This is a genomic window from Pseudoclavibacter sp. CFCC 13796 (genome assembly GCF_008831185.1).
GTDB lineage: Bacteria > Actinomycetota > Actinomycetes > Actinomycetales > Microbacteriaceae > Pseudoclavibacter_A.
In genome coordinates this window covers 786,823-810,581 of sequence record NZ_WBKD01000001.1, presented here as the reverse complement: position 1 = coordinate 810,581, position 23,759 = coordinate 786,823, and the positions used below count along the sequence as shown (strand labels likewise).

Here is a 23,759-nt window from a genome sequence, read left to right as displayed (position 1 = left end):
GGATCGGTGCCGTCGATCGCCCCTTGCAGTGCACGGTTCAGCCCAAATGTGCACGGTTCTACCCGAATATGCACGGTTTCGCTCTGATCGAGGTGATCTCGGCGGAACCGTGTACATCTGAGCGGAACCGTGCACGCGCCGCCCACCACGATGCCGCCCCGGCATCCTCAGCTCAGCATCCCTGCTATCCCGGCAGCCCCACGATCAGGCTGAGCGCGAAGGTCACGACCAGGCCGATCAGTCCCACGATCGTCTGCACCACGGTGATCGTCTTGAACGTCTCGCCCATGGTCATGCCGAACGACTCTTTCACCAGCCAGAAGCCAGCGTGATTCGCATAGTTGAAGAAGATCGAGCCCGAGCCGATGGCCACCACGAGCAATGCCAGGTTGACGGTCGGGTCAGCCGCGGCCAGCGGTGCCACCAGACCGGACGCACCGACGATTCCCACGGTCGCCGAACCGGTCGACACCGAGAGCAGCGCGGCAATCACCCACCCCAATACGACCGCCGACAGCGCCCAGTTCGACGCCATATGCATGATCGCGTCGCCCACTCCTGAGGCGATGAGCACCTTGTTGAAGGCTCCACCGCCGGCGATGATCAGCAGGATGCCGGCGATCGGCTTCAGCGACGAACCGAGCCACTTGCGCAGCTGCTCTGGCTTTGTGCCTCGACCGTAGCCGAGCATCACCAGTGCGACGAGCACCCCGATCAGCATCGCGACCACCGGGCTGCCGACGAAGCCGGCGACCTTGCCGGTCACAGAGTCGTTGCTCAGCAGCGTCGCAGTGAGCGTGCGAAACAGCATGAGCACCACCGGGATGAGCGTCGCAATGATCGCGACCACGAACGAGACCGGATGCTGTTCGGGCTGCGCGACCGGCGCATCCGGATGATCTTTGGTGACGTTCGCCACGCCGCCCGCCGCACCATCGAGGCCTGCCGCACCACCGAGACGCGACACGCCACCGGCCGCGTCACCAGTCGCACGTTTCGACGCGCTGGCTGACCCACCGGAATGCGCTTCGGAGGTCTGGGCTGCGGAGGTCTGAGCGGCGCCAGCCTGGACTGCGGCAGTCGGGACTGCGGCGGTCTGGGCGGCGCCGGTGAACTGCTCGACGAGGGCGGCATCCGGGCGAATGTGCAGCCGAGGAGCGACGAACCGCGCGTAGACCGGACCGGCGAGGATCACAGCGGGCACCGCGGCGATGAGCCCGTAGATCATGGTGAGGCCGAGATCTGCGCCGATGGTCGAGATCGCGGTCAGCGGGCCGGGATGCGGCGGGACCATTCCGTGCAGCGCAGACAGGGATGCGATGGCCGGGATGGCCACCCAGGCGAACCCCGAGCCTTTGAGCCGCCCAGCGCGCTCGATGCGCAGCGCGATCGAGAACAGCAGCGGCAGCAGCATGACCAGTCCGACTTCGAAGAACATCGGAATGCCGATGACGAACGCTGCGATCGCCACGAGCCACGGAGCTGCGCGGCCGGTGTGCTCGCCGATCACGATCTGCGCGATGCGGTCGGTGGCGCCCGAGTCAGAGAGCAGACGACCGAGCATCGCGCCTAAAGCCACCACGAGCCCCACGTTGCCGAAGGTATTGCCTGCGCCGTCTTCGATCGCGTCGATCAGGTCACCGGTGCTGAGCCCCGAGACGAGTCCGACGGCGACTGAGGTGATCAGCAGGGCAAGGAACGGGTGCATTCGCAGTTTGCTGGTGATGAGCGCGATCAGCATCAGCACGCCGCCGAGAGCGGTGCACAGCAACAGGATGTCGTGGCCTGACATGTGTCTCCTCGTTGAGTCTGAAACCGGTGAACACGCACCGGCCAGTCACGAGGTCGTGCGGCCCACGGCCAAAGATACTCCCGTTTCTTCGCTCAGGGTAGGGGTCACGGCCGGTGCGCTCGGCGGCCAGCCCGCGGACAGCATCCTTCATATTCAGCACAGCGCACGGCTGCAGCAGCAGACGGTTGCAGCAGCGCACGGCTGCTGCATGTGCACAGTTCCGCTGCATGTGCACGGTTCCGCCGAGATCACCTCGATCTGAGCAGAACCGTGCACATCTGGGCGGAACCGCGTACATCTGGGCAGAACAGAAAGCCCTCGCGGTCAAGGTGATCGACACCGGCAGAACCGCGTGCATCTGAGCAGAACCGCGCACATCTCAGCAGAACCGTGCACAGGCGCCCGCCCCAACTCAGTCGTTCTGCGGGAACCCCAGGTTGATCCCGCCGTGGCTCGGGTCAAGCCACCGCGACGTCACGGCCTTGGTCTGCGTGTAGAACCGCACGCCCTCGGCGCCATGCGCCTTGGTGTCGCCGAAGAGCGACTGCTTCCACCCGCCGAACGAGAAGGTCGCCACCGGCACCGGAATCGGCACGTTGATGCCGATCATGCCGACCTGCACCTCGCGCTGGAAGCGCCGCGCCGCACCGCCGTCGTTGGTGAACACCGCCGTGCCGTTGCCGAAGGCTCCCGAGTTGATCAGCTCGATGCCCTCTTCGAACGATGACACCCGCACGATCGCCAGCACCGGCCCGAAGATCTCTTCGGTATAGGCGCGCGAGGAGGTCGGCACTTTGTCGAGCAGCGTCGGTCCGAGCCAGAATCCGTTGGCATCGCCGTCAGGATTCACGTTGCGACCGTCCACCTCGACGACCGCGCCGTCGCCCGCCGCAATATCGATGTACGACGCCACCTTGTCGCGGTGTGCTTTGGTCACCAACGGCCCCATGTCACAGCCGCGTCTGCCGTCGCCGATGCGCAGCTTCGCAATGCGCTCCTTGATGCGGTCGACGACGTCGTCACCAACCGGGTCAACGGCGACCAGCACCGAGATCGCCATGCAGCGCTCGCCGGCCGAGCCGAACCCGGCGTTGATGGCAGCATCCGCGACCAGGTCGAGGTCGGCGTCAGGCAGCACCAGCATGTGGTTCTTGGCCCCGCCGAGCGCCTGCACACGCTTGCCGTGCGCCGTGCCGGTCTCGTAGACGTACTGCGCGATCGGGGTCGAGCCGACGAACGAGATCGCCTTCACGTCAGGGTGCGTGAGCAGGCCGTCGACCGACACCTTGTCACCGTGCAGCACGTTGAACACGCCGTCGGGCAGGCCGGCCTCCTTCCACAGCTCGGCCATCCAGATCGACGCCGAGGGGTCTTTCTCACTCGGCTTCACCACGACTGTGTTACCGGCCGCGATCGCGATCGGGAAGAACCACGACGGCACCATCGCGGGAAAGTTGAACGGGCTGATGATACCGACCACGCCGAGCGGCTCGCGAATCGAGTACACGTCGATGCCGGACGACACCTGGTCAGAGAACTCGCCCTTCAAGTGGTGCGCGAGGCCCGTGGCGAACTCCACGACCTCCTGCCCGCGACTGATCTCGCCGAGGGCGTCGTCGATCACCTTGCCGTGCTCGCTGGTGATGATCTCGGCCAGTTCGCCCTTGCGCTCGTTCAGCAGCTCGCGAAAGCGAAAGAGCACGGCCTGCCGACGCGCGAGCGACAGCTGGCTCCAGGCGGGGAACGCCGTCTGCGCAGAAGCCACCGCAGCATCGATCTCGGTCTGCGTGGCGAGCGGCACCTGCTTCGTCGCGACGCCCAGCGCGGGGTCGTAGACAGGAGACGTGCGCGCGCCGGGCTGCTCGACTGCGTGGCCGTCGTACCAGTGCGGCACGGTGGGCAGATCGGTGTGGGTCTCGGTCTGTGCATTCATCGGTGGATGCCTTTCTCTTTCGATCGTTGTATGTCGGCTCGCGATGAACGAGCCAGGCGAAGACGTGCGATGTTGGTGTCGGGGTGGCGCTGAAAGCTCATGCGGATGCCGTGTCGAGGATGCCTGCACGCAGCGGCAGGCCGGTGGCGCGGTACACCTCGTCGATCAGTCGCATCACCTCGCGCGAGCGGGCGAGCTCGTCGCCGTCACGCTGATTCGCCGCGTGCTCGGCACGCACCGCATCGAGCTGGTACGCGTAGGTGTGTCTCGTACCCGCGTGCGTGATGTGCTCGCCGGCGTCATCGGTGATGATGACTCGGTCGTCGACCTCGGGCATCAGAAAGCGGGGCACGCGCGCGGTGCCGCGCTCACCGTGTACCGTGATGCTGAAGTCGAATCCGTCGCCATGCTCGCCGCCGCCCGCTTCGAGCACGTCGTCGGCCATGCTGGCCTCGATGTGCACGGGCAGCTCGCCGAATGAGAGCTCTGCCGTCACCCGTTGGTCGACCCTGTGGTCGAGTCTCCAGACGTCGGCGCTCGCACGCCGCACCCGTCCAGGTGCAAGCCCGTCGCTGTCGAGGCCCTGCCCGAGCGCCTCGGCCAGCCGTTGCGAGGCGTGCAGCGCGTAGCATCCGACGTCCATGAGTGCGCCGCCTGCGAGATCGAAACTCCAGCGTGGGTCGTCTTCTGCAGGCTCGGGCATGTGCATATGCACGTCGAGTCCTGTGATTCGCCCAAGACGACCTGCACCGACCTGTGCCAGAAGGTCGCCGAAGAGCGGGTGGAACCGATAGTGCCATGCTTCCCAGAGCCATCCGGAGGAGTCTCTGAGCACCTCGGCCACCTGATCGAACTCGTCGAGATTCGCGGCGAACGGCTTCTCGAGCAGCACGCTCTTGCCCGCTTTGAGTGCGCGAACGGCCCATTGCGCATGCAAAGCGTTCGGCAGGCCGATGTAGACGAGATCGACGTCGGGCCGAGCGAGCAGCTCGTCATAGGTCGCAGCCACATCCTGCCACCCGTGCGTGTCTGCATACGCCCGCGCACGCTCCGGATCGCGGGCGGCGACGGCGACCAGCGCATCCCCGGTCTCTTGGGCCGGATCGCTCACAGCGGTGACCGTGATCCGAGCCGCGCCGATCGACCCTATGCGCAGCGGCTTCGCACTCATGGTCGTTCCAGGCTGCGCAGGAACTCGATGCTCTCGGCGACGTCGGCGACCGCTGCGTGAACGGCTTCGACGTCTGGCAGCACAGTGTCCTGCTCCATCGTGTACCACCCCTGATAGCCCTGGTCTTCGAGCGCGCGCACGATGTCGCCGATGTGCGCATCGCCCTGCCCGAGCGGCCGGTACATGCCCTGCACGACGGCCTCATAGTAGGTCAGATCGCCATCGCGCACGCGCTGCGCCATCGCGTTGTCGACGTCTTTGAGATGCGTGTGGCGAATGCGGTCGCCATGCTCACGAGCCAGCTGTAGCGGGTCGGTGCCGCCGATGAACAGGTGCCCGGTATCGAGAGTGAGCCCGATCGTCGACCGTTCGATCACACGCTCGACGTCGTCGCGGCTCTCGATCAGCGTGCCGACGTGCGGATGCAGCGTCGCCGTGATGCCGCGCGACTCGGCGGCCTCACGAGCGCGGTCGAGGTTCGCGAAGAAGACGTCCCACTGATCGTCGTCGAGCTGCACGCGCTCGTCATAGCCGTCTTCGCCGCTCACCGCACTGTAGATGACGGTGGTGGCACCGGCGGCGACGTACGCGTCGAGCTCGGCCTCGATCTCGGGCAGCGGGTCGTGGTCGGCTTTGTGCAGCACCAGCGGGAAGAACCCGCCGACGGCCTTCAGCCCGCAGCCGCTCAGCACCTGAGCCCGCTCTGCGGGAGCCTGCGGCAGAAACCCCTCGGGGCCGAACTCGGTCGCTGCGACGCCCAGGCGGCGCATGTCACCGAGCACTTGATCGGGATTGAGCTGGTAGCCCCAGTCGGGCACTTCGCACACTCCCCATGAGATCGGGGCTGCGGCGATGCGGTCGGTGATGGTCGTCATTCTGGGTCTCCTGATTCGGGGGATGCTGTGGTGGCTGTGGTGGGGACGGCCTGCCAGCCGCCGGTTTCGCGCGAGCGCAGCACCGCTTCGGTGAGCCGAGCCGCGACGAGCCCGTCAGAGCTGCCGGGGCCGGCGACGGGGTGCTCCGGAGTGTCGCGAATCGCGTTCGCCCAGTGCTGCAGTTCGATGCGGTAGGCCTCGGCGAAACGGGGGCGCCAGTCTGCGGCGAGGTCATGCCGCACCCCGCCGCCACGACGCTGCACCGCGGTGACTGGTGTCGTGAGCTCGAGCGTTCCGAGCTCCCCCACCGTCTCGCAGCGCACTTCATAGCCGTAGACGGCGTTGGCCGTCACCTCGACGGTGACCAGTGCGCCGTTGCGCAGACGCAGCAGGGTCACCTGCGGGTCTGCGTAGTGCACCCTCGTCGATTCCCGCGCCGCGAGCCAGAGCACCTCGAGCACGGGCGAGTCGAGCAGCCAGGGCATCACGTCGAGTTCGTGCACCAGCGAGTTCACGATGGTTGCGGTGGCGTCCCATCCCGCGGGCATCGACACGTTGCGGTGCACTGCGTGCGCGAGCAGGGCCGCCCCGATCTCGCCAGCGACGATGCGCCGGCGCAGGTCGGTGTATGACGGATCGAACCGTCGCATGAACCCCACCTGCACGAGGGGGCGTCCGGCCGCCTGCTCGGCTGCGACGATCGCCTCGCATTCGGCGACGGTCGGCGCCAGCGGCTTCTCGCAGAGCACCGGCAGTCCGGCGGCGATAGCCGCGAGCGTGAGCTCTGCATGGGTGCGATCGGCGGATGCGATGATGACCCCGTCGAGAGTCTCGCCTGCGATGAGGTCGAGCGCGTCGCCGCTCGCAACGGCTCCGATGGGTTCGGCCACCGCACGGGCGCGGTCGAGGTCGATGTCGGCGACCGCGGCGATGCGTGCCCCCGACACTGATTCGGTGATGGTCTTCACGTGATCGGCGCCCATGACCCCGGTTCCGATCACGCCGATTCGTAGTTGCTGATCGCTCATTCGTAGCCTCCAATGACATTCTGATCCCAGTCGATGACCGACCCGGTCACGACCCCGCTGCGTTCGCTCAGCAGAAACACGATCGCATCTGCGATCTCGTCCGGCTGGCCGAGACGGCCCATCGGCTGCGCGGCTGCAGCATTCTTCTGCCAGCCCTCCTCACCACCGTGAAAGGCGCGCTGAATGGCGTCTTCGCCTGGAGTCTGCGCCCAGCCGATGTTCAGCCCGTTGATGCGAATGCGGTCGAACCGATGCGCGAACGCAGCGTTCTTCGTCGCCGCAGCCAGACCGCCCTTCGAAGCCACGTAGGGCGCGAGATAGGGCTGCCCCGCGTGGCTCGAGATCGAGATCACGTTCACGATCGTGCCTGGTTCGCCACGTCGGCGCAGGTCGTCGATGGTGCGGGCCATCGCGAAGAACGGCGAGGCGAGGTTGAGCTGCAGATGCTGCTGCAGCAGCTCGTGTGTGGTGTCGGTGATCGTACCGCGGGTGGTGAGCCCGGCTGCGTTCACCAGACTGTCGATCCGGCCCCAGCGTTCGATGGTCTCGGCCACCGAGCGCTCGGCTTCGCCCGGCTGCAGCAGATCTGCCGCAATCATCAGCGCCTCCGCGCCATGCCGTTCGATCTCGTCCAGCACTGGTTTGGCCTTCTCAGCGTGACGGCCCACGATGGCGACCCCGCGCGCTCCTTCGCGAGCAGCTGCCACGGCGGTCGCGCCGCCGATGCCCTGTGTGCCGCCGGTGACGAGGACGACTCTGTCTTGCAGCAGATTCTTCATACGTGTGCCTCTCTGGTGAGTGGGGTGGGCCCGGCAGCATCGAGTTCAGAGGGGGCATCGACCTCAGCGGCGGTGTCCACTTCGTTGACGGTGACCACGCGGCCCTCTTCCAGGCTGCGCTGAGCGGCGACTGCGAGCGCGAGCGCCTGGCGTCCGTCGTCGAAGCCGGGCGAGAACGGCAGCCCCTCGCGTGCTGCGGTGACGAAGCTCTGCAGCTCGGCACGGTAGGCGGCCTCATACCGAGTCAGAAAGAACTCCTCCCACACCGCGCCTTGGTCGGTGCCCGCTGCAGTGTCGAGGCGCACCCGTGAGGTGCGATGGTTCTCGACCCGAAGCGTGCCGTCTTGGCCGAAGACCTCGATGCGCTGGTCGTAGCCCGAGGCGCTGTGTCTCGAGTTCACGATCAGCACCTGCACGCCGCTGGCCGAGGTGAGTGTGGTCATCGCCGTATCCAGGTCGCCGACTGCACGAGCGCCGACGTCGAAGAGCGCACCGCCAGATGCACTGACCGAGGCGATCTCACCGACCAGGTTCCTGGCCATGTCGAAGTCATGGATCGTCATGTCGCGAAAGATGCTTCCCGAAACCGCCAAGTACTCCTGCGGCGGCGGCGCAGGGTCGCGACTGGTGATCACGACCTGTTCGATGCGACCGATTTCTCCGGCTTCGGCACCGCCCATGCGGCGCCGAAGCTCGGCGAAGTCGGGGTCGAAGCGCCGGTTGAACCCGACCATCACACGGGCCGCAGCCGGGCCCAGGCGGCGCGCAGCGGCATCCACCGCAGCCAAATCGAGATGCAGCGGCTTCTCGCAGAGCACACGGCGACCGGTCTCGACCACACGCTCGATGAACTCCAGGTGCGTCGGCGTCGGCGTGCCGACCACGACGGCGTCGACACCGTCGTCGGCCAGCACCTCTTCGAGAGTGCCCGCGGCACGCGCGCCGTTCGCCGCAGCGACCCGCTCGGCCGCGGCGGGCACGGCATCCTGCACCCACCGCAGCTCGATATCGGGCAGTGCCGCCGCTGCTGCGGCGTGCACCTGACCGATGCGGCCGGCCCCGAGCACGGCCAGGCCGAGCGGCCGGCCCTGCTCGACGGCTCGGGCCTCACCCATGACGACCGCCTTCTGCGCCGTGGCAGTGCTTGGCCGCAGCGGCCTGCGACTCGTCGATGATCGTCGTCGGGCGGGTCACGGTGAGATGCGGCACGTCGACCGTCGAGTCCTCTTCGATGTCGTCGCGAATCGTGCGCAGCACACCGGTGTCGGTGTCGGTCTGCGCCAGCTCGTGCACCAGCTCTTCGAGCTCGGCACCGCCGGCCATCATGCTGGTCAGCTCGTCGAGGGTGACCTCGTTCTTGCGGTAGTAGCCGATGCTGCGGCCGCGCTTGAGCAGCAGGAACCGATCGCCGACAGGGTAGGCGTGGTGCGGGTTGTGCGTGATGAAGATCACACCGAGCCCGCGCTCACGCGCCTGGATGATGTAGCGCAGCACCACACCCGACTGCTTGACGCCCAGGGCGGCAGTCGGCTCGTCGAGAATGAGCACCTTCGCACCGAAGTGCACGGCGCGGGCGATCGCGACGCACTGACGCTCGCCGCCCGAGAGCGTGCCGATCGGCTGGTCGACGTCACGCAGGTCGATGCCCATGTCGAGCAGTTCCTGCTTCGTCGTGCGCCTCATGTAGTCGACGTCGAGGCGGCGGAACGGCCCCCACCCCTTCGTGACCTCCGACCCGAGGAAGAAGTTGCGCCACACCGGCATGAGCGGCGCGACGGCCAGATCCTGGTAGACCGTGGCGATGCCGAGATCGAGCGCCTGGCGCGGTGACGCCAGGTGCACCGGGTCGCCTTCGACCGAGAAGACGCCGTCGTCGTGCTTGTGGAGCCCGGCGATGATCTTGATCAACGTCGATTTGCCTGCGCCGTTGTCTCCCAGCACGCAGGTCACCTCGCCGGCGCCGACTTCGAGGTCGATGCCCTGCAGCGCGATGATGTTGCCATAGCGTTTGCCGACGTCTTCGAGCTTCACGAGCGGCGTGTTCCCGCCCGCCTGTGTGCGCGTGCCTGCCGCGGATGCCGTGGTCGCCGTGGTCGGGGCCGTGGTGGTTGCGGTCGTGTTCATTTCTTTCCTCCGCCTTTCGCAGCGCGACGCTGCAGCATGAGGTTCAGCACGGTGGCGCCGAGCAGCATAGCGCCGAGGAAGAACTTCAGCCAGTCTGGATTCCATTCGGCATACACGACGCCTTTGAGCGCCATGCCGTAGATCAGTGCGCCGATGGCGCCGCCGATGGCGCTTCCTGCGCCACCGGTCATCAGGCAGCCGCCGACGACGGCCGCAATGATGTAGAGAAACTCGTTGCCGATGCCCTCACCCGACTGCACGGTCTTGAACGCGAACAGCTGGTGCATGCCCAGCAGCCAGGCGCAGAAGCCGACGCCCATGTAGAGCATGATCTTCGTGCGAGCGACCGGAACGCCGACCGCACGAGAGGCGTCAGGTGCACCACCGCTCGAGAAGATCCAGTTGCCGCCCTTGGTGCGCTTCAGCAGCCACGTGGCGACGACGACCAGCAGAATCCAGTAAAAGACCGTGATCTTCACGTTCACGCCGAAGACCGGAATGTCAGAGGCGAAGACCGCCTCAGCCGAGTCGAACCCCGGCAGGCCCTGCACCGACGGAGTGGCGACTCCGCCGGTGATGAGCCTGGTGACACCGAGGTTCAGACCGGTCAGCATGAAGAACGTGGCCAGCGTGATGATGAAGCTGGCCAGCTTCGTCTTGGTCAGCAGCCATCCGTTCAGGGCGCCCACTGCCAGTGAGAAGACGAGGCCGAAGACGACGCCCAGCCAGACATTCGTGCCGAACCAGTAGGTGAACAGGGAGGCGCTGAGCGCGCTGCTGATCACGCCGACGCCGGCCGACAGATCGACTTCGCCGCCGATCATCAGCAGCGAGACTCCGACGGCCATGATGCCGACCGTCGAGGCGCCGTAGAGCACCGTGGCGATCGACGACGGCTGCGTGAATGTCTGAGAGACCGAGGCGAACAGGATGAACAGTACGACGGCTGCCGATCCGGCCCCGAACTCAGGCTTCGAGAAAATGCGTACGAACACGCTTGAGCGGGCGACACGTTCGTCTTTGCCCGGGGTGGGGCCGGTCTTCGCAGGCCCCACCGCAGTGGTCGAGGTGGTCATGATGTGCTCCTCAGCTTCAGAATGAATCGGGCAGACTAGCGTGTGCCGTTCTTGGCGAACTCTGCGACTGCGTCGGCATCGTCCTTCGTCAGGATGTTCGGGCCGGTGTAGACCGGTTTGCCGCCGCCGATCGTGTTGCCGTTGGTCTTCTGCAGCCAGATGTTCTCAACGCTCAAGTACCCCTGCAGGTACGGCTGCTGATCGACGATGAAGGCGAGTCGGCCGTCCTGCAGCGCGGTGATGGCGTCGGCGCTCATGTCGAAGGTCGCGACTTTGGCACTGCTGCCTGCGCTCTGCACGGAGTCCAGTGTGCTCATGGCGATCGGAGCGGCCAGGGCCATCACGTAGTCGATGTCGGTCGTGGTCTGCAGCTTCGATGTGATGGTCGACGCGGAGCTGGCCATGTCGGCGATGTTCACGTAGATCTGTTCGACCTGCCCGGTGAACGTCGACTTCACGCCCTCACAGCGCTGTTCGAGAGCGATCTGACCCTGCTCGTGCACGATGCAGAGCACCTTCTTGGCGCCGACCTCGTTGAGCTGCTTGCCCGCCGACTCACCAGCGAGAGTCTCGTTCTGCCCGAAGTGAGCCGAGATGCCCAGATCTGCGAACTGGTTCTCGCCTGCGTTGATCGACACCACGGGGATGCCTGCGGCCACAGCCTCTTTCACCGCGCCGCCCACGGCGTCTGGCTTCGACAGCGCCACGACGATGCCGTCAACTTTCTGGTCGACGGCCTGCTGCACCAGTTGAGCCTGTCGGCTGCCGTCAGGGTCTGATGAGTAGAGCAGTTCGACGTTGTCTTTCGACGCGGCGGTGTCGCCGCCCTTGCGGACGATGTCCCAGAAGGTATCGCCGGGAGCCGCTGACGTCACCATGGCAATCTTCAGACGCGGCGTGTCGACGTTCGCGCTCTTGGCCCCTGCCGGGCCGGAACACGCCGCCAGGGACACGCCGGCGATCACTGCGATCAGCAGCGCGAGCATCCTGCGGATGCCATTGCGTCGCCGACGAGGTGCGGTTGCAGCCGCGCCGGGGCTGCCCGGCGTCGTTGTCGTGGTGTTCATGTTGTCCTCACTTCGTTGTGATTCGGTTTCTGTTGCGATTCGATATTCGATTGGTACTGCGGACTTTCTGATGCTTCTCGGTTCTGTGATGTTTCTCGGTTCTGAGCGGTGGCTCAGAAGCCGTGTCTCACGTTCAGGCGTTCATCGGTTGGCATCCACCAGTTCTGCGGCGTTCACCGCGAATTCCGGGCGACCGCCCGCGAGCACGGCGGCGACGGCCTGCGCAGCCATGCGGAAGGTCGCTTCGCTGGCCGCGACCGAGAGGCCGGTGACGTGCGGGCTGACCAGCACGTTGTCGCGGTCGAAGACCGGATGATGCGGTGCCGGTTCGCTGGCGAAGACGTCGAGCCCGACGCCGCCGAGCACACCGGCTTCAAGCGCCTCGTCGAGCAGATCGATGTCGACCAGCCCGGCACGTGAGCAGTTGATCAGCACCTGCCCGGGCTTCGCGCTCCACAGCAGATCGCGGTCGAGCAGCGGCCGATCGGTCTCGGGCACATGCAGCGTGAGCACGTCGCTCTCGGCGACCAGCTCGGCGAGCGACCGGTTGGGCAGGTCGTCGGCCTGAATGTACGGGTCGTGCACGCTCACCTCGAAGCCGAGCGCCTGACCGAGCTGCGCGACGATGCGGCCGATACGACCGTAGCCGACCACGCCGAGGCGGCTGCCGAGCAGATCGCCGGGAGTCGGAATGGGTGCGGTGCCCCACTGCCCCGTGCTCACCAGACGGTGCTCCTGCGGCACACGCTTGACGAGTGCGGCGGCGAGCGTGATCGCTCCCTCGGCCACCGCGCGGGCGTTGCTGCCCGGGGTGATCGCGACCGGGATGCCACGCTCGGTGGCCGCCGCGACGTCCACCCGCTCGACGCCTACGCCGGTGCGCGCGATGACCTTGAGCGCCGGCATCGCATCCAGCGCCGCACGGTCGACCACGTAGGCCGCACGCACGATCGCCCCCTGCGCCTCGGCCAGATCGGCTGCGCTCGGATCGGTCACCAGGCGCACGTCGTCGCCCAGCCACTCGGTCACCAGCGCCGGATCGACCGGGCCGAGGCCCACGACGACCGGCTGACCGCCGTTCATGTCAGCCATGTCGCACCTGCTCTGGAGCGTTCGCACGCACCGCGACGGTGGTGCTGCCCGCCTCGTCGGGAATCTGCTGCCAGCGGCCGTCGGCGGCGCTCTGCTCGGCGGCTGTGACGACCGAGTTGGCCGCGACCGCATCGTGGATGTTCGAGTTGGCCTGTCCTGCTCCGGTGACGGCCTCGAGGAACTTGCGCGCCTCGATCACTTTAAGGTCGTCGTAGCCCATGGCAGTGCCCGCGCCGGGCTGAAAGTGGCCGAAGTCGCCGTAGCCGTCACCGGCGTAGACGGTGGTGTAGCCGAACTCAGCGGCGCCGCGCCCCAGAGCGACCTCGAGCTCGTTCATGCGCTGGAAGTCCCAGCGCACCGATCCCTCAGTGCCGTAGATCTCGAAGCCGTAGCTGGCCCGAGGGCCCACAGCCACGCGCGACGCCTCGAGCGTGCCCACCGCGTCTGCACCGACTGCCGCCCCTGAGAGGCGCACCAGCATGCCTGCGTAGTCTTCGTTCTCGACCGGCTTGCGCACGCCGTTCTCGATCACCGCGAAGTGTGTGGCGGCGCCCATCGGCAGCTCCGGACGATCTGTGTAGACCGTCTTGGTGACCGCGCTCACCTCGGCGATCGGTCCGACGGTGTAGTGGATGAGATCGATGAGATGCCCCATGAGATCGCCGAGCACGCCAGAGCCTGCCAGGTTGCGAATGAACCGCCACGACAGTGCGCCGTTGGGCTCGGCCGAGTAGTCGGCGAACATGCGACCGCGCACGTTGGTGATGCGGCCGAGGGTGCCGTCGGCCACCAGCTCGCGAATGTGCTCGACCACCGGTGCGTGGCGATAGTTGAATCCGATCGAAGTCACCACGCCGGCGGCGTCTGCGGCTTCGGCCACGCTGCGAGTCTCGTCGACGTTGCGGCCGACCGGCTTCTCGATCCAGAACGGCTTGCCTGCCTTGGCCGCGGCGATGCCCATCTCGGCGTGCAAGAAGTTCGGCGCGCAGATCGAGACCACGTCGACCTCGGGATCGTTGAGCACGTCGTGATAGTCGGTGGTGAACTTCTCGTAGCCCAGCACGTCGTGCGCGTAGGCGGCGCGGTCGGCGGCGGTGTCGGCGGCGTGCACCAGGCGTGGCGCGATGCCGAGCTCTGGGTAGACCAGCGGCAGGTTGCGGTAGGCACGGCTGTGCAGCTTGCCCATCCATCCCACCGAGATCAGGCCGACGCCGATCTGTCGCGGAGGGTTCGTCGTTGGTGTGTCGGTCATTGGTGTGCTCCGTGTCTCTGAGTGCTCAGTGTTCGTCAAAACTGGGGTGCTGGGGTCGGTTCAGCTCTGCTCACGCAGCCCGGTCACGGTGTCGTGCACCGCTTGGGCCAGCAGAGTCGAGTCAGAGCCGATGGTCAGAAAGGTGAAACCGCGCCGCTGATAGGCCCGCGCAGCTTCGAGATTCGCAGCCAGGATGCCGACCGAGACGCCGTGCTGTCGACCGGCCTCGAGCACCCGGTCGAGCGCCTCTTGAAACACCGGGGCGTCGAACTGACGCGGCACCCCGAGTGCGTAGCTGAGATCGAGCGGCCCGACGAAGAGCACGTCGACTCCAGGCTGCGCGGCGATCTCGTCGACCGTCTCCAGCGCAGCGAGCGTCTCGATCTGCACCACGGTGATGGTGTCGTCGTTGGCGCGATCGAGCGCCTCGCGATCCTGCCCCCAGCGGGCGGCACGGTTATACGAGGCCACCCCGCGAATGCCCTCGGGCGGGTAGAGCTGGCCGCGACGAGCCTCAGCGACCTGTTCGGCAGAGGTGATGCGCGGCAGCATCACGCCCGCCGCCCCCGAGTCGAGCACGCGACCGACGCGGATGCGCTCCGGCGTCTCGACCCGCACCAGTGTGGGCACGCCGTAGGCGGCCGCAGCGGTCACGATGTCGCCGATCTGCGACTCGTCGCCGCCACCGTGCTCGAGGTCGGCCAGCAGCCAGTCGGCGCCCGACGCGGCGACCACTTCGGCGGCCATCGTCGACCCCAGGCCGATGAACAGCCCGACGGTCGTCTCGCCGCGTGCGAAGCGCTGCTTGAGCTCTGCGTTCACTGTGAGGGGTGATACCCGGGCGGCGCTCATCCGTGCCACTTCTGATCTGCGCGGCCCTCGAGGTACTCGTCGTAGAGTTCCTCGACCACTTTGTCGCCGCTGACCTCGGCGGGCGAGACGTCCCACCAGACCTCGGCGCCCGGCAGGTCGACCTGCGGCACGGTGGCCACCACGATCACTACCGGGTGCGTGGCTCCGCGGGTGCTGTCAAGCGCCGCACGGAACTCGTCGGCGGTCTCGACATAGTGCGTCTCAGCACCGAGGCCGTGCGCGATCTCGATCAGGTCGATCTTCAGGTAGTCGCCCTCGAGACGGCCCGGCTTGGTCTCGCCGACCTCTGTGACGGCCTGGTGCAGCGAGGCTCCAGACTCGTCGCGATAGCGAAACTCATTGGCGAAGTGACGGCCGGTCTTGCCCATCTGCAGACGACGGATCACCTGGAAGCCATGGTTCTCAGAGACCACCAGCGTGAACCCGATGCCCTCGGCGGCTGCCGTGACGATCTCGGTGGGCTGCATCAGGAAGGTGCCGTCGCCGATGAAGGCGGTCACCCGGTGCTCCGGGTTCGGGTCGGCCAGGCGCACACCGATCGCCGCAGGCAGCTCGTAGCCCATGCACGAGAAGCCGAACTCGAGGTGCGCATGGCGACCGTCAGTCGCATCCCACACCTTCTGCAGGTCTCCCGGAGGGCTGCCCGCCGCCGCGATGATGGTGTCGCCGCTGCGTGCGTGCTCCTGCAGCACGCCGATCAGCTGCCCCTGCGTGATCACGGCGTTCGTGACCGGCGCATCCGGGTGATCGGCGCGAACGAACGCCCGATCGGGGTCGAGAGCCGCTGCTCGCTTCGGCGCCCAGGCATCCTGCTCACGGGCGATCTCTTCGCGCCAAGCCGCAGGGATGCTGTAGTCGCCCAGCTCGTCGGCCAGCGCCCGCAGCGCGAGCTGCGCGTCGGCGACCGCGGCGACCGCGCCCTCTTTGATCGCGTCGAACTCGCTGACGTTCACCGAGGCGAAACGCGCGTCGGACGCGAAGAGCGACTGCGAAGCGGTGGCGAAGTCGGTCAGTCGAGTGCCGACGTGCACGATCAGGTCGGCATGCTGCGCCAAGTGATTCGTCGCCGGGGTGCCCTCGAGTCCGATTCCGCCGACCTGGAAGGGGCCGGGCTCGAGCACGGCGCCCTTGCCGCCGAAGGTCTCAGAGATCGGCAGGTCGGTCGAACGTCCCAGATCGGTGATCTCGCGCTGGGCGTCGGAGTAGATCACACCGCCGCCGGCGATCATCAGAGGGCGCTCGGCCCGACGAATGAGCTCGGCGATCTCGCCGATCTCGGCGGGGTCGGGCAGCGGACGACGGATCTTCCAGTCACGCGGTTCGAACATCTCGACAGGCCAGTCGTGTGCATGCGACTGCACGTCCTGCGGCAGCGAGAGAACGACGGCACCCGTCTCGACAGGGTTCGCCAGCACGCGGAACGCCTGCGGCAGCGCCGTCATCAGGTGCTCGGGACGACTGATGCGGTCGAAGAAGCGCGAAACGGGACGGAACGCGTCGTTCACCGTGGTGTCGGGCGCCGCTGGGTTCTCGAGCTGCTGCAGCACCGGCCCCTGGCGGCGGGTCGCGTAGGTGTCGCCGAGCAGAAGCAGCAGGGGCAGCCGGTTGACCGTGGCGAGGCCCGCTGCGGTGATCGTGTTGGTCGCCCCCGGACCGATGGATGCGGTGACCGCGAGCGCCTGACGCCGCTTGGCCGCTTTGGCGTAGCCGACGGCGATGTGGCCGAGCGACTGTTCGTTGCGGCCCTGGATGAAGGGCAGCTGGTCGAGGTTGGCGGCGAAGGCCTGCCCCAGCCCGGCGACATTGCCGTGGCCGAAGATGCCCAGGGCTGCGGGGATGAAGCGCTGCCGCTCGCCGTCGACCACGCTGTGCTGCGCGGTGATGTAGCGAACGATGGCCTGCGCGACGGTGAGCCGCACCGTCCTGCCGGATGCTCCGTGAACCATGTCGGGTTCCTCTCTGCGAGTTTCGCGTTCCTGAATCTGCGAGTTTCGTGTTCCTGAAGTCGTCTCGTTTCGAGCGGTGTCGAAGCGCGACGCTGATCTGTTGGGGTGTGTGCGGGCGTCAGCTGCGCAGCCTGGTCAGCCGTGCAGCACGATGGTCTTGACCTCGGTCATCTCGGCGACCGCGGCGCGTGGCCCCTCTTTGCCGATGCCGCTGGCTTTGAGCCCGCCGTAGGGCATCAGATCTGCGCGCCACAGCGGCGTCCAGTTGATGTGCACCGAGCCCGCGTCGACCTCGCGAATGACCTTCGTGATCGTCGAGACGCTGCCGGTGAAGACGCCCGCTGCCAGGCCGTACGGGGTGCCGTTCGCCACAGCGAGGGCGTCGTCGAGGTCAGAGGCCTCGGTGATCGCGACTGCCGGGCCGAAGAGCTCCTGCTGCGAGAGTGGGTCTTCGAGCCGCACACCGTCCACGATCGCCGGCTGCACGACCGCACCGTCACGGTCGCCCCCGGTGACCAGTCGGGCGCCGCGCGAGACCGCATCCCGAATGCTGTCGTGCACGCGCTCGGCCTCGCCCTCGGTGATCAGCGTGCCGATGTCTGTCGACGCGCTCGACGGGTCGCCGGCCCGCAGCTGCGAGACCTTCGCGGCCAGGGCATCCACGAAATCGGCGTGCACGTCACGGTGCACGACCACGCGCTGCACCGAGATGCAGACCTGGCCCGCGTTCGCGTAGCCGCCCTTTGCGACTGCCTCGGCAGCGCGCTCGAGGTCGGCGTCCGGCAGCACCACAGTCGGAGACGAGGCGCCGAGTTCGAGCGAGAGCTTCTTGACGCCGGCGATCTGAGTGATGCGCTCGCCCACTCCGGTCGAGCCGGTGAACGAGATCTTTCGGATGCGCGGGTCGCTCACGAGCAGGTCGCCGATCAGCGAGCCGGCACCGGTGAGCACGGAGAGCACGCCCTCGGGGAGCCCTGCGTCGACGAAGCACTGGGCCAGTGCGAGCGCGGTGAGCGGCGTGGTGCGGGCGGGCTTGAGGATCACGGCGTTGCCCGCTGCGAGCGCCGGGGCGATCTTGTGCAGCACGAGCAGCGACGGGTAGTTGAAGGGGGTGATCGCGGCGACGATGCCGACAGGCTGGCGGACGGTGAATCCCACCTTCTCGAGACCGGTGCCGGGGTTCGCGTCGAGGGGCAGCGTCTCGCCGTAGAGCTGGGTGCCTTCGAAGGTGGCCAGGCGGATCAGCTCGCCGCTGCGTGAGCACTCGGCGGTGGCCTCGGCGATCGTCTTGCCGTTCTCGGCCGAGAGGATCGCCGCAATGCGGTCGACGCGCTCATCGGCGAGCTCGGCAGCACGAAGCAGGATGCCCGAGCGCTCGTGAGCTGGAGTGCGACGCCAACGGGCGGCACCGGCTTCTGCGGCGCGGACGGCTTCTTCGACGTCTTCGGCTGCAGCAGCGGTGATCTCGGCCACGGTCTGGCCGGTGTAGGGATTGGTGACTGCCTCAACCACACTCTGATCGCTCGCCGACTGCCACTGGCTGCCGATGAGCAGCTGCCCCGCGTGTGCGAGTTCTGCCGCGCCCTGCGGGTTGTGTGCTGACGCCATTGTCACGATTCCTTCGCTTCACCGTTCGTTTCGAGCTTGTGGCCGCTGAAGCCGATGCTGTCGGCTCTTCTGACGCCGGTGCTCGCAGTCTCGTCTGAAACTCGTTCATCTCGGTTTCTTCTGAGGCCGGGGCCGCTCAGCTTCATGCGGTCGTACTCGATTCGAGTCCAACCTCAGTGTTGGACCGGTCCAACTTTAGGCATAAGACCCAGGTCAGTGACAAGTGCTGCGGCCCAGATATACGATCTGGACTTCTCGTCGTGCGCCGACCTGAGTTCCTGCACCTGTACCGAGCTGGGTTTCTGCTCGTGTGCCGGGGCACTGACTCCCCACTCTCAGCAAATCCTCGGCGAGACTGCCGTTGACTCACGCCGGCGCTCACTCCGGCTGCCCTGCGCATCGACTTCGCTGCGCGCGGTTGCGCCGACAGCTGCACGGTTCCGCTGAAATCCCCCTGATCTCAGCAAAACCGTGTACATCTCAGCGGAACCGTGCACACCGACCGAGCACTGTCCGCAGCCAGCGCCGCTCGGCGCTCGATCACAGCCCCCTGAACCCTGCAATTGAGCCCTGCACACCGGCCGCTCCACACAGGCTCGCAAGTTCAGGCCCAGAGCAGATCAGCAGTTCCCCGCGCCGTCGCCCTTCGCACCGAGAGAGGCCGCTTCGCCGCGGCCAGGCAAGGGTCACGCAGCAGTCGAACCGCGCACGACAAGTCGTGGAATCACCAGCCGCTCGCGATGCCCCTCGAACGGCCCGTCGGCGTCGAGCAGCAGACGCACGGTCTCGTGCGAGATCTCCTCATTGCGTGGATCGACCGTGGTGAGCGAGATGCGATCGATGCCCGAGAGCGCCGTGTCGTCATATCCGGTGACCGCGATGTCTTCGGGCACGCGCAGCCCGAGCTGTTCCACTGCGGTGATCACGCCAAGCGCCGCCAGATCGTTCACCGCCACGATCGCGGTGGGACGTTCTGCAGCTGGGAGCAGGGTCAGATTCTCAATCGCCGAGGGGCGTACATCATCAGGATGCAGGGCATGGGTCCTGATCGCGGCACCCGTCTCAGCGGCTTTCGTCCCACCAGCTTTCGTCACAGTTTCCCCCGCCACGCCCTCCGGCGCAGCATTCCCCACCGCAGCATCCGGCACAGCTCCCCTCCCAGCGGTTTTCGTCGCAGCATTCCCCACCGCAGCATCCCCCATCACACGGGCTCGCCCGCCGGCATCCCCCGGCGAACGCGTCAGCAGACGACGTGTCGCCTCGATCGCTTGCTCCGTCGTGTAGTCAGAGAGCTCGACCTCGATGTGCTCGGCCAGTCGATGGCGACGCATCGCGCCTTCGTACGCATCACGTCGATTGACAGCTGCGCCGCCGCCGGCACCGCCGACGTGGGCGATGCGTCTATGCCCGCGCTCGACGAGATGATCGATGATCAGATCGATGCCGATGACGTCGTCGTTGCGCACCACATAGACGTGCTCGAGGTCATCAGCCGTGCCGCTGGCGACTACCGTCGGTATACGTTCCATGAGCGGCTGCACGATGTCGAGTGAGGGCACCGACCCGATGACCACCAGACTGCTCGGATGCATGTCACGCAGCACGGGGAGCACACGATCGTCGAACTCCCGGTTGCCACCGGCGTCGGTGAACAACGCGCTCGACACGAGTGTGCGCTGCCCTGCACCGCGCAGCTCGGCGCGAATTCCCTCCAGAATCTCGGCGAAGATCGGGTTCGCGAGGTCGGGCACCATCACTCCGACGAAGTCTCCGTCGCCGGCTGCAAGGGAACGCGCCATCCAGTTCGGTGAGAAGCCGAGCCGCTGCGCCGCATCGAGCACGAGCTTTCGACGCACATCGCTGACCCGCGGATCGTCGTTGAACACCATCGAGACGAGAGACTTCGACACGCCGGCTTCAGCCGCCACGTCTCTGATCGTCGGCCCACTTCTTCGACCTTGCCCCATGATGCCCCCTTTGGTGCCACATTCATCATCGCAGCATTCGCCGCGCGTCGTAGCCCGCTCTGCGCACTCGCAGCGCATCCCCTCACCCACCGAAGGGCAGCCTCGCATCGATCTGCCCGGCATCCCAGGTCTCGCGCAGCCATCCGTGCGCCGGGTCGTCCTGGATGAGCCACTCGCGGTCACCCGCCCCGGCCATCACGTTCAGGTAGTACGCGTCGTAGCCCGGCGCGGCCGCCACCGGTCCGTGATAGCCGTACGGCACCAAGGCGATGTCGCCGGTGCGCACCATGGCGCTGATCTCGATCGGCCGACGATCTGACGGATACGTCGCGAACAGCGCGAACGGATCGGCTTCGTGACTCGCCGCCTCCATCCCAGCCTCGACAGCCCGAGCTCCGGCATCGGCGACCCTGCCCAGCCCGCGCTCGACTTCGACCTCGAAGTAGTAGATCTCTTCGAGCGCCGTCTCGACTCCGGGCACGTCGCGGTCGTGCTTGTGCGTCGGGTACGACGACCAGCAGCCGCCGGGGGTGAGCACCTCGCACGCGATGATCGCCCCGGCACGCAGCCGGGCCGGCGTGCCGAAGTTGTGCACCTGTCGACTCATGTTGCCGCTGCCGCGCAGCTCGACCGGCACGCTCTCGCGCCGAATCACCTCGACCGGCAGCCGCAGATCGGTGTATGCCTGCGACACCGACACCCGACCGTGCCCCGTGAGTGTGTACTCGGCGTCGATGGGCAGATAGAGCGCATCGGCCGGCCCGTCGAACACCGACGCCCTCCCGCGCAGCTCCACGGCAGCATCCGGCGCCGCGCCGGGCACGCTGTAGCGCACCTCGCACTCACCCGTCAGCGGCAGGATGATCGACTCACGCCCGCTCGCCCGCTCGCTGACCGGCCCCCGGTCGAGATCGGCGATGCGCAGCGCGGTGTGACGCCAACCGGGAACGCCGCGGTCGACCACGTCGCCCCAGCCGTCACGAGCGAGTTCGCCGGGTCGATAGGCCCATTTTCGGGTCATGCGGATGCTCCCCTCACGCCCGCGGCGTCAGCCGCCTCGGCAGGTGTCTCGCCGGCAGGATCGCCGTGCACCAGTTCGACGGCGCGAGCGACCGCACCCTCGACATCGCCGTCGGGTGGGTAGAGCAGCGAGCGTCCCACGACCAGGCCGCGCACTCCCGGCAGCGCCAACGCGTCGGCCCAGCTTCGGAACGCCCCCTCTGGGTCGGCGCTGGTGTCGCCACCGAGCAGAAGTATCGGCAGCGTCGTCGCCGCCGCTACTGCAGCCATGTCTTCGACCACCGGCACCTTGAGCCAGGTGCTGCGCGAAGACCCGCCGAGCCCAGATGCGATCGCCACCGAGCGCACGACGGCCTCGGTGCTGAGGTCGTTGACGACGCGCGTGCGCTGTCCCTGGGGCACGCGCCGGCTGATGAACGGCTCCAACAGGATCGGCACGTCTGCCTGCGCGAAGGCGCTCACCTCAGCCGCGATCGTCTCAAGGGTGCGCACGGTTCCCGGGTCGTCAAGGTCGATGCGCACGAGTGCCTTGCCCATATCGAGTCGGTCGCGCAGCACGTCGGCCAGCCGGTGTGCGGTGAGGCGGTCGTCCATTTCGAAGGATGCGCCCGCGAGCCCGCCTCGATTCAGCGACGCGATCGCCACGCGGCCGTCGAGCAGCCCGAGCAGTGCGAGGTCGTCGAGCACGTCGGGGGTGCCGAGCACTCCGTCGACTTCGTCGTTCTCGAGTGCAGCCGCCAGACGCCGCAGCAGGTCGTCTCGGCTCGACATGGCCATGGGGTCGTCGCCGATGCCGAGCGCTCCACGTGCCGGGTGATCGGCTGCCACGATGAGCAGACGGCCGTCATCCTGCAACAGCGGCCGGCGAACGCGATCTGCATGTGACATGTCGATGCGGTGCGGCTCGCAGGCGCGCACCTCGCGAAGCTCGGCGAGCACTGCTGCGAAGTCGTCGTCAGGGATCGTACTCATGCGCGTACCTCACTGTGTGCGTCGTCTGCATGGTTCGTGGCACCCGCATGACCGGTCGAGCCGAGCATCGCATCCACCTCGAACTCGGTCGGCATCGCGGTCGAGCATTCGCGGCGCGATGCCACGATCGCTCCGGCGGCGTTCGCGAAGCGCAGAGTCCGTTCGAGCGGCCAGTCATTGAGCAGCCCGTGGATGAGTGCCCCGCCGAACGCGTCGCCGGCACCCAGCCCGTTCACCACCACGACCGGCGTCGGCGGAACCTCGACGCGTTCGGTCGCAGTGCGTGCGAGCACGCCTTTCGGCCCCTGCTTCACGATCGCGAGCCGCACACCGGTCGCCAGCAGCGCCTCCGCGGCGCGATCGGGATCGGTCTCTCCGACGGCGACTTCGCACTCTTCGCGATTGCCGACGGCCACGGTGACCTGCGGCAGGATCTGCGTGATGCGTTCGTGCGCCACAGCCGAGCTGGGCCAGAACTGCGCACGGTAGTCGAGGTCGAGCACGACAGTCGGCTCGTTCCCGCCGCCGCCTGCCCGTCGCAGGGCCTCGAGATGGGTGTCGAAGCTCGGCTGCTCACTGAGCCCGGTGGCGGTGAGCCAGACCAGACGTGGTCGCTTCAGCGATGTCGACGTCGACGATGCCTCGGGCAGCACCTCGTCGAGCTGTTCGGGCAGCAGGCAGAGGTCGGGGGCCTTGGGCTCTCGGTAGAAGTAGAGGGGAAAGTCGTCGGGCGGAAAGATCTCGCAGAATGTGACTGGAGTCTGGTACTCGGCCACTGTGCGCACACCGGTCGAGTCGACGCCCAGGCGCTGGAGCTCGTGCCGCAGGTATCGGCCGAAGGGGTCGTCGCCGACTCCCGAGATCAGCGCTGGGTGGTGCCCGTATCTGGCCGCCGCAACGGTGACGTTCGCTGCCGAGCCGCCGAGGTATTTGCCGAAGCTGGTGACGTCTTCGAGCCCGAGGCCGTTCTGCAGCGGGTAGACGTCGACGCCGAGGCGCCCGAGTGCGACGACGTCAGGAGTCGACGAGGGTGCGCCAGCGGTGCCGGTGTCTGCATCTGTGCCTCTGTGAGGGCTCGTGGGGGGAGCCGAGTCTCCGACCGAACTATTGGACCGTTCCAATTCTGTCTCCTTCAGTGCGCCTTTGCAGTGAGTAAGGGGTACTGACGAGACTAGCCCACCGAG

At 67.1% G+C, this 23,759-nt stretch carries 19 protein-coding genes; all 19 read right to left on the bottom strand.

All coding sequences use genetic code 11. From position 1 onward, the window contains the following. Positions 1-184: 184 nt before the first annotated feature. The gene (locus F8O07_RS03675; protein ID WP_158030788.1) at positions 185-1,792 is read right to left on the bottom strand and encodes a GntP family permease; all 1,608 of its coding nucleotides are present in this window, start codon (positions 1,790-1,792) and stop codon (positions 185-187) included. A 412-nt stretch (positions 1,793-2,204) separates the two neighbouring features. Continuing rightward, positions 2,205-3,725 (bottom strand): CoA-acylating methylmalonate-semialdehyde dehydrogenase, encoded by a 1,521-nt coding sequence (locus F8O07_RS03670; protein WP_158030787.1) that lies wholly within the window; start codon positions 3,723-3,725, stop codon positions 2,205-2,207. Positions 3,726-3,822: 97 nt separating this feature from the next. Further along, complete coding sequence (locus F8O07_RS03665) at positions 3,823-4,896, bottom strand: Gfo/Idh/MocA family protein (protein ID WP_158030786.1); 1,074 nt, start codon at positions 4,894-4,896, stop codon at positions 3,823-3,825. Further along, the gene (locus F8O07_RS03660; RefSeq protein ID WP_158030785.1) at positions 4,893-5,771 is read right to left on the bottom strand and encodes a sugar phosphate isomerase/epimerase family protein; all 879 of its coding nucleotides are present in this window, start codon (positions 5,769-5,771) and stop codon (positions 4,893-4,895) included. The genes F8O07_RS03665 and F8O07_RS03660 overlap by 4 nt, the downstream gene beginning before the upstream one ends. Next, positions 5,768-6,799, bottom strand: a complete 1,032-nt coding sequence (locus tag F8O07_RS03655; protein ID WP_158030784.1) for a Gfo/Idh/MocA family oxidoreductase — start codon at positions 6,797-6,799, stop codon at positions 5,768-5,770. Before F8O07_RS03655 ends, F8O07_RS03660 begins: the two co-directional genes overlap by 4 nt. After that, positions 6,796-7,578 carry an SDR family oxidoreductase gene (locus F8O07_RS03650; RefSeq protein ID WP_158030783.1) on the bottom strand — a complete coding sequence of 261 codons (783 nt, stop codon included), beginning with the start codon at positions 7,576-7,578 and terminating at the stop codon, positions 6,796-6,798. The genes F8O07_RS03655 and F8O07_RS03650 overlap by 4 nt, the downstream gene beginning before the upstream one ends. Beyond that, positions 7,575-8,693: a Gfo/Idh/MocA family oxidoreductase gene (locus F8O07_RS03645; protein ID WP_158030782.1), complete on the bottom strand. Its 1,119-nt coding sequence runs from the start codon at positions 8,691-8,693 to the stop codon at positions 7,575-7,577. Before F8O07_RS03645 ends, F8O07_RS03650 begins: the two co-directional genes overlap by 4 nt. Next, on the bottom strand, positions 8,686-9,702 hold the full coding sequence (locus tag F8O07_RS03640; RefSeq protein ID WP_158030781.1) for an ATP-binding cassette domain-containing protein: 1,017 nt from the start codon (positions 9,700-9,702) through the stop codon (positions 8,686-8,688). Before F8O07_RS03640 ends, F8O07_RS03645 begins: the two co-directional genes overlap by 8 nt. Beyond that, positions 9,699-10,778, bottom strand: coding sequence for an ABC transporter permease (locus tag F8O07_RS03635; protein ID WP_158030780.1), 1,080 nt, complete (start codon positions 10,776-10,778; stop codon positions 9,699-9,701). Before F8O07_RS03635 ends, F8O07_RS03640 begins: the two co-directional genes overlap by 4 nt. 35 nt (positions 10,779-10,813) lie before the next feature. After that, positions 10,814-11,845, bottom strand: coding sequence for a substrate-binding domain-containing protein (locus F8O07_RS03630; protein WP_158030779.1), 1,032 nt, complete (start codon positions 11,843-11,845; stop codon positions 10,814-10,816). A 141-nt stretch (positions 11,846-11,986) separates the two neighbouring features. Continuing rightward, positions 11,987-12,937: an NAD(P)-dependent oxidoreductase gene (locus F8O07_RS03625; protein ID WP_225733155.1), complete on the bottom strand. Its 951-nt coding sequence runs from the start codon at positions 12,935-12,937 to the stop codon at positions 11,987-11,989. Next, entirely contained in the window at positions 12,930-14,189 is a 1,260-nt protein-coding gene (locus F8O07_RS03620) for a Gfo/Idh/MocA family protein (RefSeq protein WP_158030778.1), read from the bottom strand. The genes F8O07_RS03625 and F8O07_RS03620 overlap by 8 nt, the downstream gene beginning before the upstream one ends. A gap of 60 nt (positions 14,190-14,249) precedes the next feature. Then, entirely contained in the window at positions 14,250-15,011 is a 762-nt protein-coding gene (locus F8O07_RS03615; protein WP_225733154.1) for an HpcH/HpaI aldolase family protein, read from the bottom strand. Between the two features lie 26 nt (positions 15,012-15,037). Next, a complete protein-coding gene (gene iolD, locus F8O07_RS03610; RefSeq protein ID WP_158030776.1) occupies positions 15,038-17,008 on the bottom strand; it encodes a 3D-(3,5/4)-trihydroxycyclohexane-1,2-dione acylhydrolase (decyclizing) in 1,971 nt (656 codons plus the stop codon). A gap of 135 nt (positions 17,009-17,143) precedes the next feature. Further along, positions 17,144-18,616 (bottom strand): aldehyde dehydrogenase family protein, encoded by a 1,473-nt coding sequence (locus F8O07_RS03605; protein WP_158030775.1) that lies wholly within the window; start codon positions 18,614-18,616, stop codon positions 17,144-17,146. A gap of 686 nt (positions 18,617-19,302) precedes the next feature. After that, on the bottom strand, positions 19,303-20,544 hold the full coding sequence (locus F8O07_RS03600; RefSeq protein ID WP_192496618.1) for a LacI family DNA-binding transcriptional regulator: 1,242 nt from the start codon (positions 20,542-20,544) through the stop codon (positions 19,303-19,305). 121 nt (positions 20,545-20,665) lie between these two features. Beyond that, positions 20,666-21,604 carry a 5-deoxy-glucuronate isomerase gene (locus tag F8O07_RS03595; RefSeq protein WP_158030773.1) on the bottom strand — a complete coding sequence of 313 codons (939 nt, stop codon included), beginning with the start codon at positions 21,602-21,604 and terminating at the stop codon, positions 20,666-20,668. Further along, entirely contained in the window at positions 21,601-22,575 is a 975-nt protein-coding gene (locus F8O07_RS03590) for a deoxyribose-phosphate aldolase (protein WP_158030772.1), read from the bottom strand. The genes F8O07_RS03595 and F8O07_RS03590 overlap by 4 nt, the downstream gene beginning before the upstream one ends. Then, positions 22,572-23,696: a 5-dehydro-2-deoxygluconokinase gene (gene iolC / locus F8O07_RS03585; protein WP_158030771.1), complete on the bottom strand. Its 1,125-nt coding sequence runs from the start codon at positions 23,694-23,696 to the stop codon at positions 22,572-22,574. The genes F8O07_RS03590 and iolC overlap by 4 nt, the downstream gene beginning before the upstream one ends. Between the last annotated feature and the right edge of the window lie 63 nt (positions 23,697-23,759).

Coding starts and splice junctions, on each gene's coding strand:
- F8O07_RS03675 (WP_158030788.1), bottom strand. CDS start 1,792: ATGTCAGGCCACGACATCCTGTTGCTGTGCACCGCTCTCGGCGGCGTG.
- F8O07_RS03670 (WP_158030787.1), bottom strand. CDS start 3,725: ATGAATGCACAGACCGAGACCCACACCGATCTGCCCACCGTGCCGCAC.
- F8O07_RS03665 (WP_158030786.1), bottom strand. CDS start 4,896: ATGAGTGCGAAGCCGCTGCGCATAGGGTCGATCGGCGCGGCTCGGATC.
- F8O07_RS03660 (WP_158030785.1), bottom strand. CDS start 5,771: ATGACGACCATCACCGACCGCATCGCCGCAGCCCCGATCTCATGGGGA.
- F8O07_RS03655 (WP_158030784.1), bottom strand. CDS start 6,799: ATGAGCGATCAGCAACTACGAATCGGCGTGATCGGAACCGGGGTCATG.
- F8O07_RS03650 (WP_158030783.1), bottom strand. CDS start 7,578: ATGAAGAATCTGCTGCAAGACAGAGTCGTCCTCGTCACCGGCGGCACA.
- F8O07_RS03645 (WP_158030782.1), bottom strand. CDS start 8,693: ATGGGTGAGGCCCGAGCCGTCGAGCAGGGCCGGCCGCTCGGCCTGGCC.
- F8O07_RS03640 (WP_158030781.1), bottom strand. CDS start 9,702: ATGAACACGACCGCAACCACCACGGCCCCGACCACGGCGACCACGGCA.
- F8O07_RS03635 (WP_158030780.1), bottom strand. CDS start 10,778: ATGACCACCTCGACCACTGCGGTGGGGCCTGCGAAGACCGGCCCCACC.
- F8O07_RS03630 (WP_158030779.1), bottom strand. CDS start 11,845: ATGAACACCACGACAACGACGCCGGGCAGCCCCGGCGCGGCTGCAACC.
- F8O07_RS03625 (WP_225733155.1), bottom strand. CDS start 12,937: ATGGCTGACATGAACGGCGGTCAGCCGGTCGTCGTGGGCCTCGGCCCG.
- F8O07_RS03620 (WP_158030778.1), bottom strand. CDS start 14,189: ATGACCGACACACCAACGACGAACCCTCCGCGACAGATCGGCGTCGGC.
- iolD (WP_158030776.1), bottom strand. CDS start 17,008: ATGGTTCACGGAGCATCCGGCAGGACGGTGCGGCTCACCGTCGCGCAG.
- F8O07_RS03605 (WP_158030775.1), bottom strand. CDS start 18,616: ATGGCGTCAGCACACAACCCGCAGGGCGCGGCAGAACTCGCACACGCG.
- F8O07_RS03595 (WP_158030773.1), bottom strand. CDS start 21,604: ATGACCCGAAAATGGGCCTATCGACCCGGCGAACTCGCTCGTGACGGC.
- F8O07_RS03590 (WP_158030772.1), bottom strand. CDS start 22,575: ATGAGTACGATCCCTGACGACGACTTCGCAGCAGTGCTCGCCGAGCTT.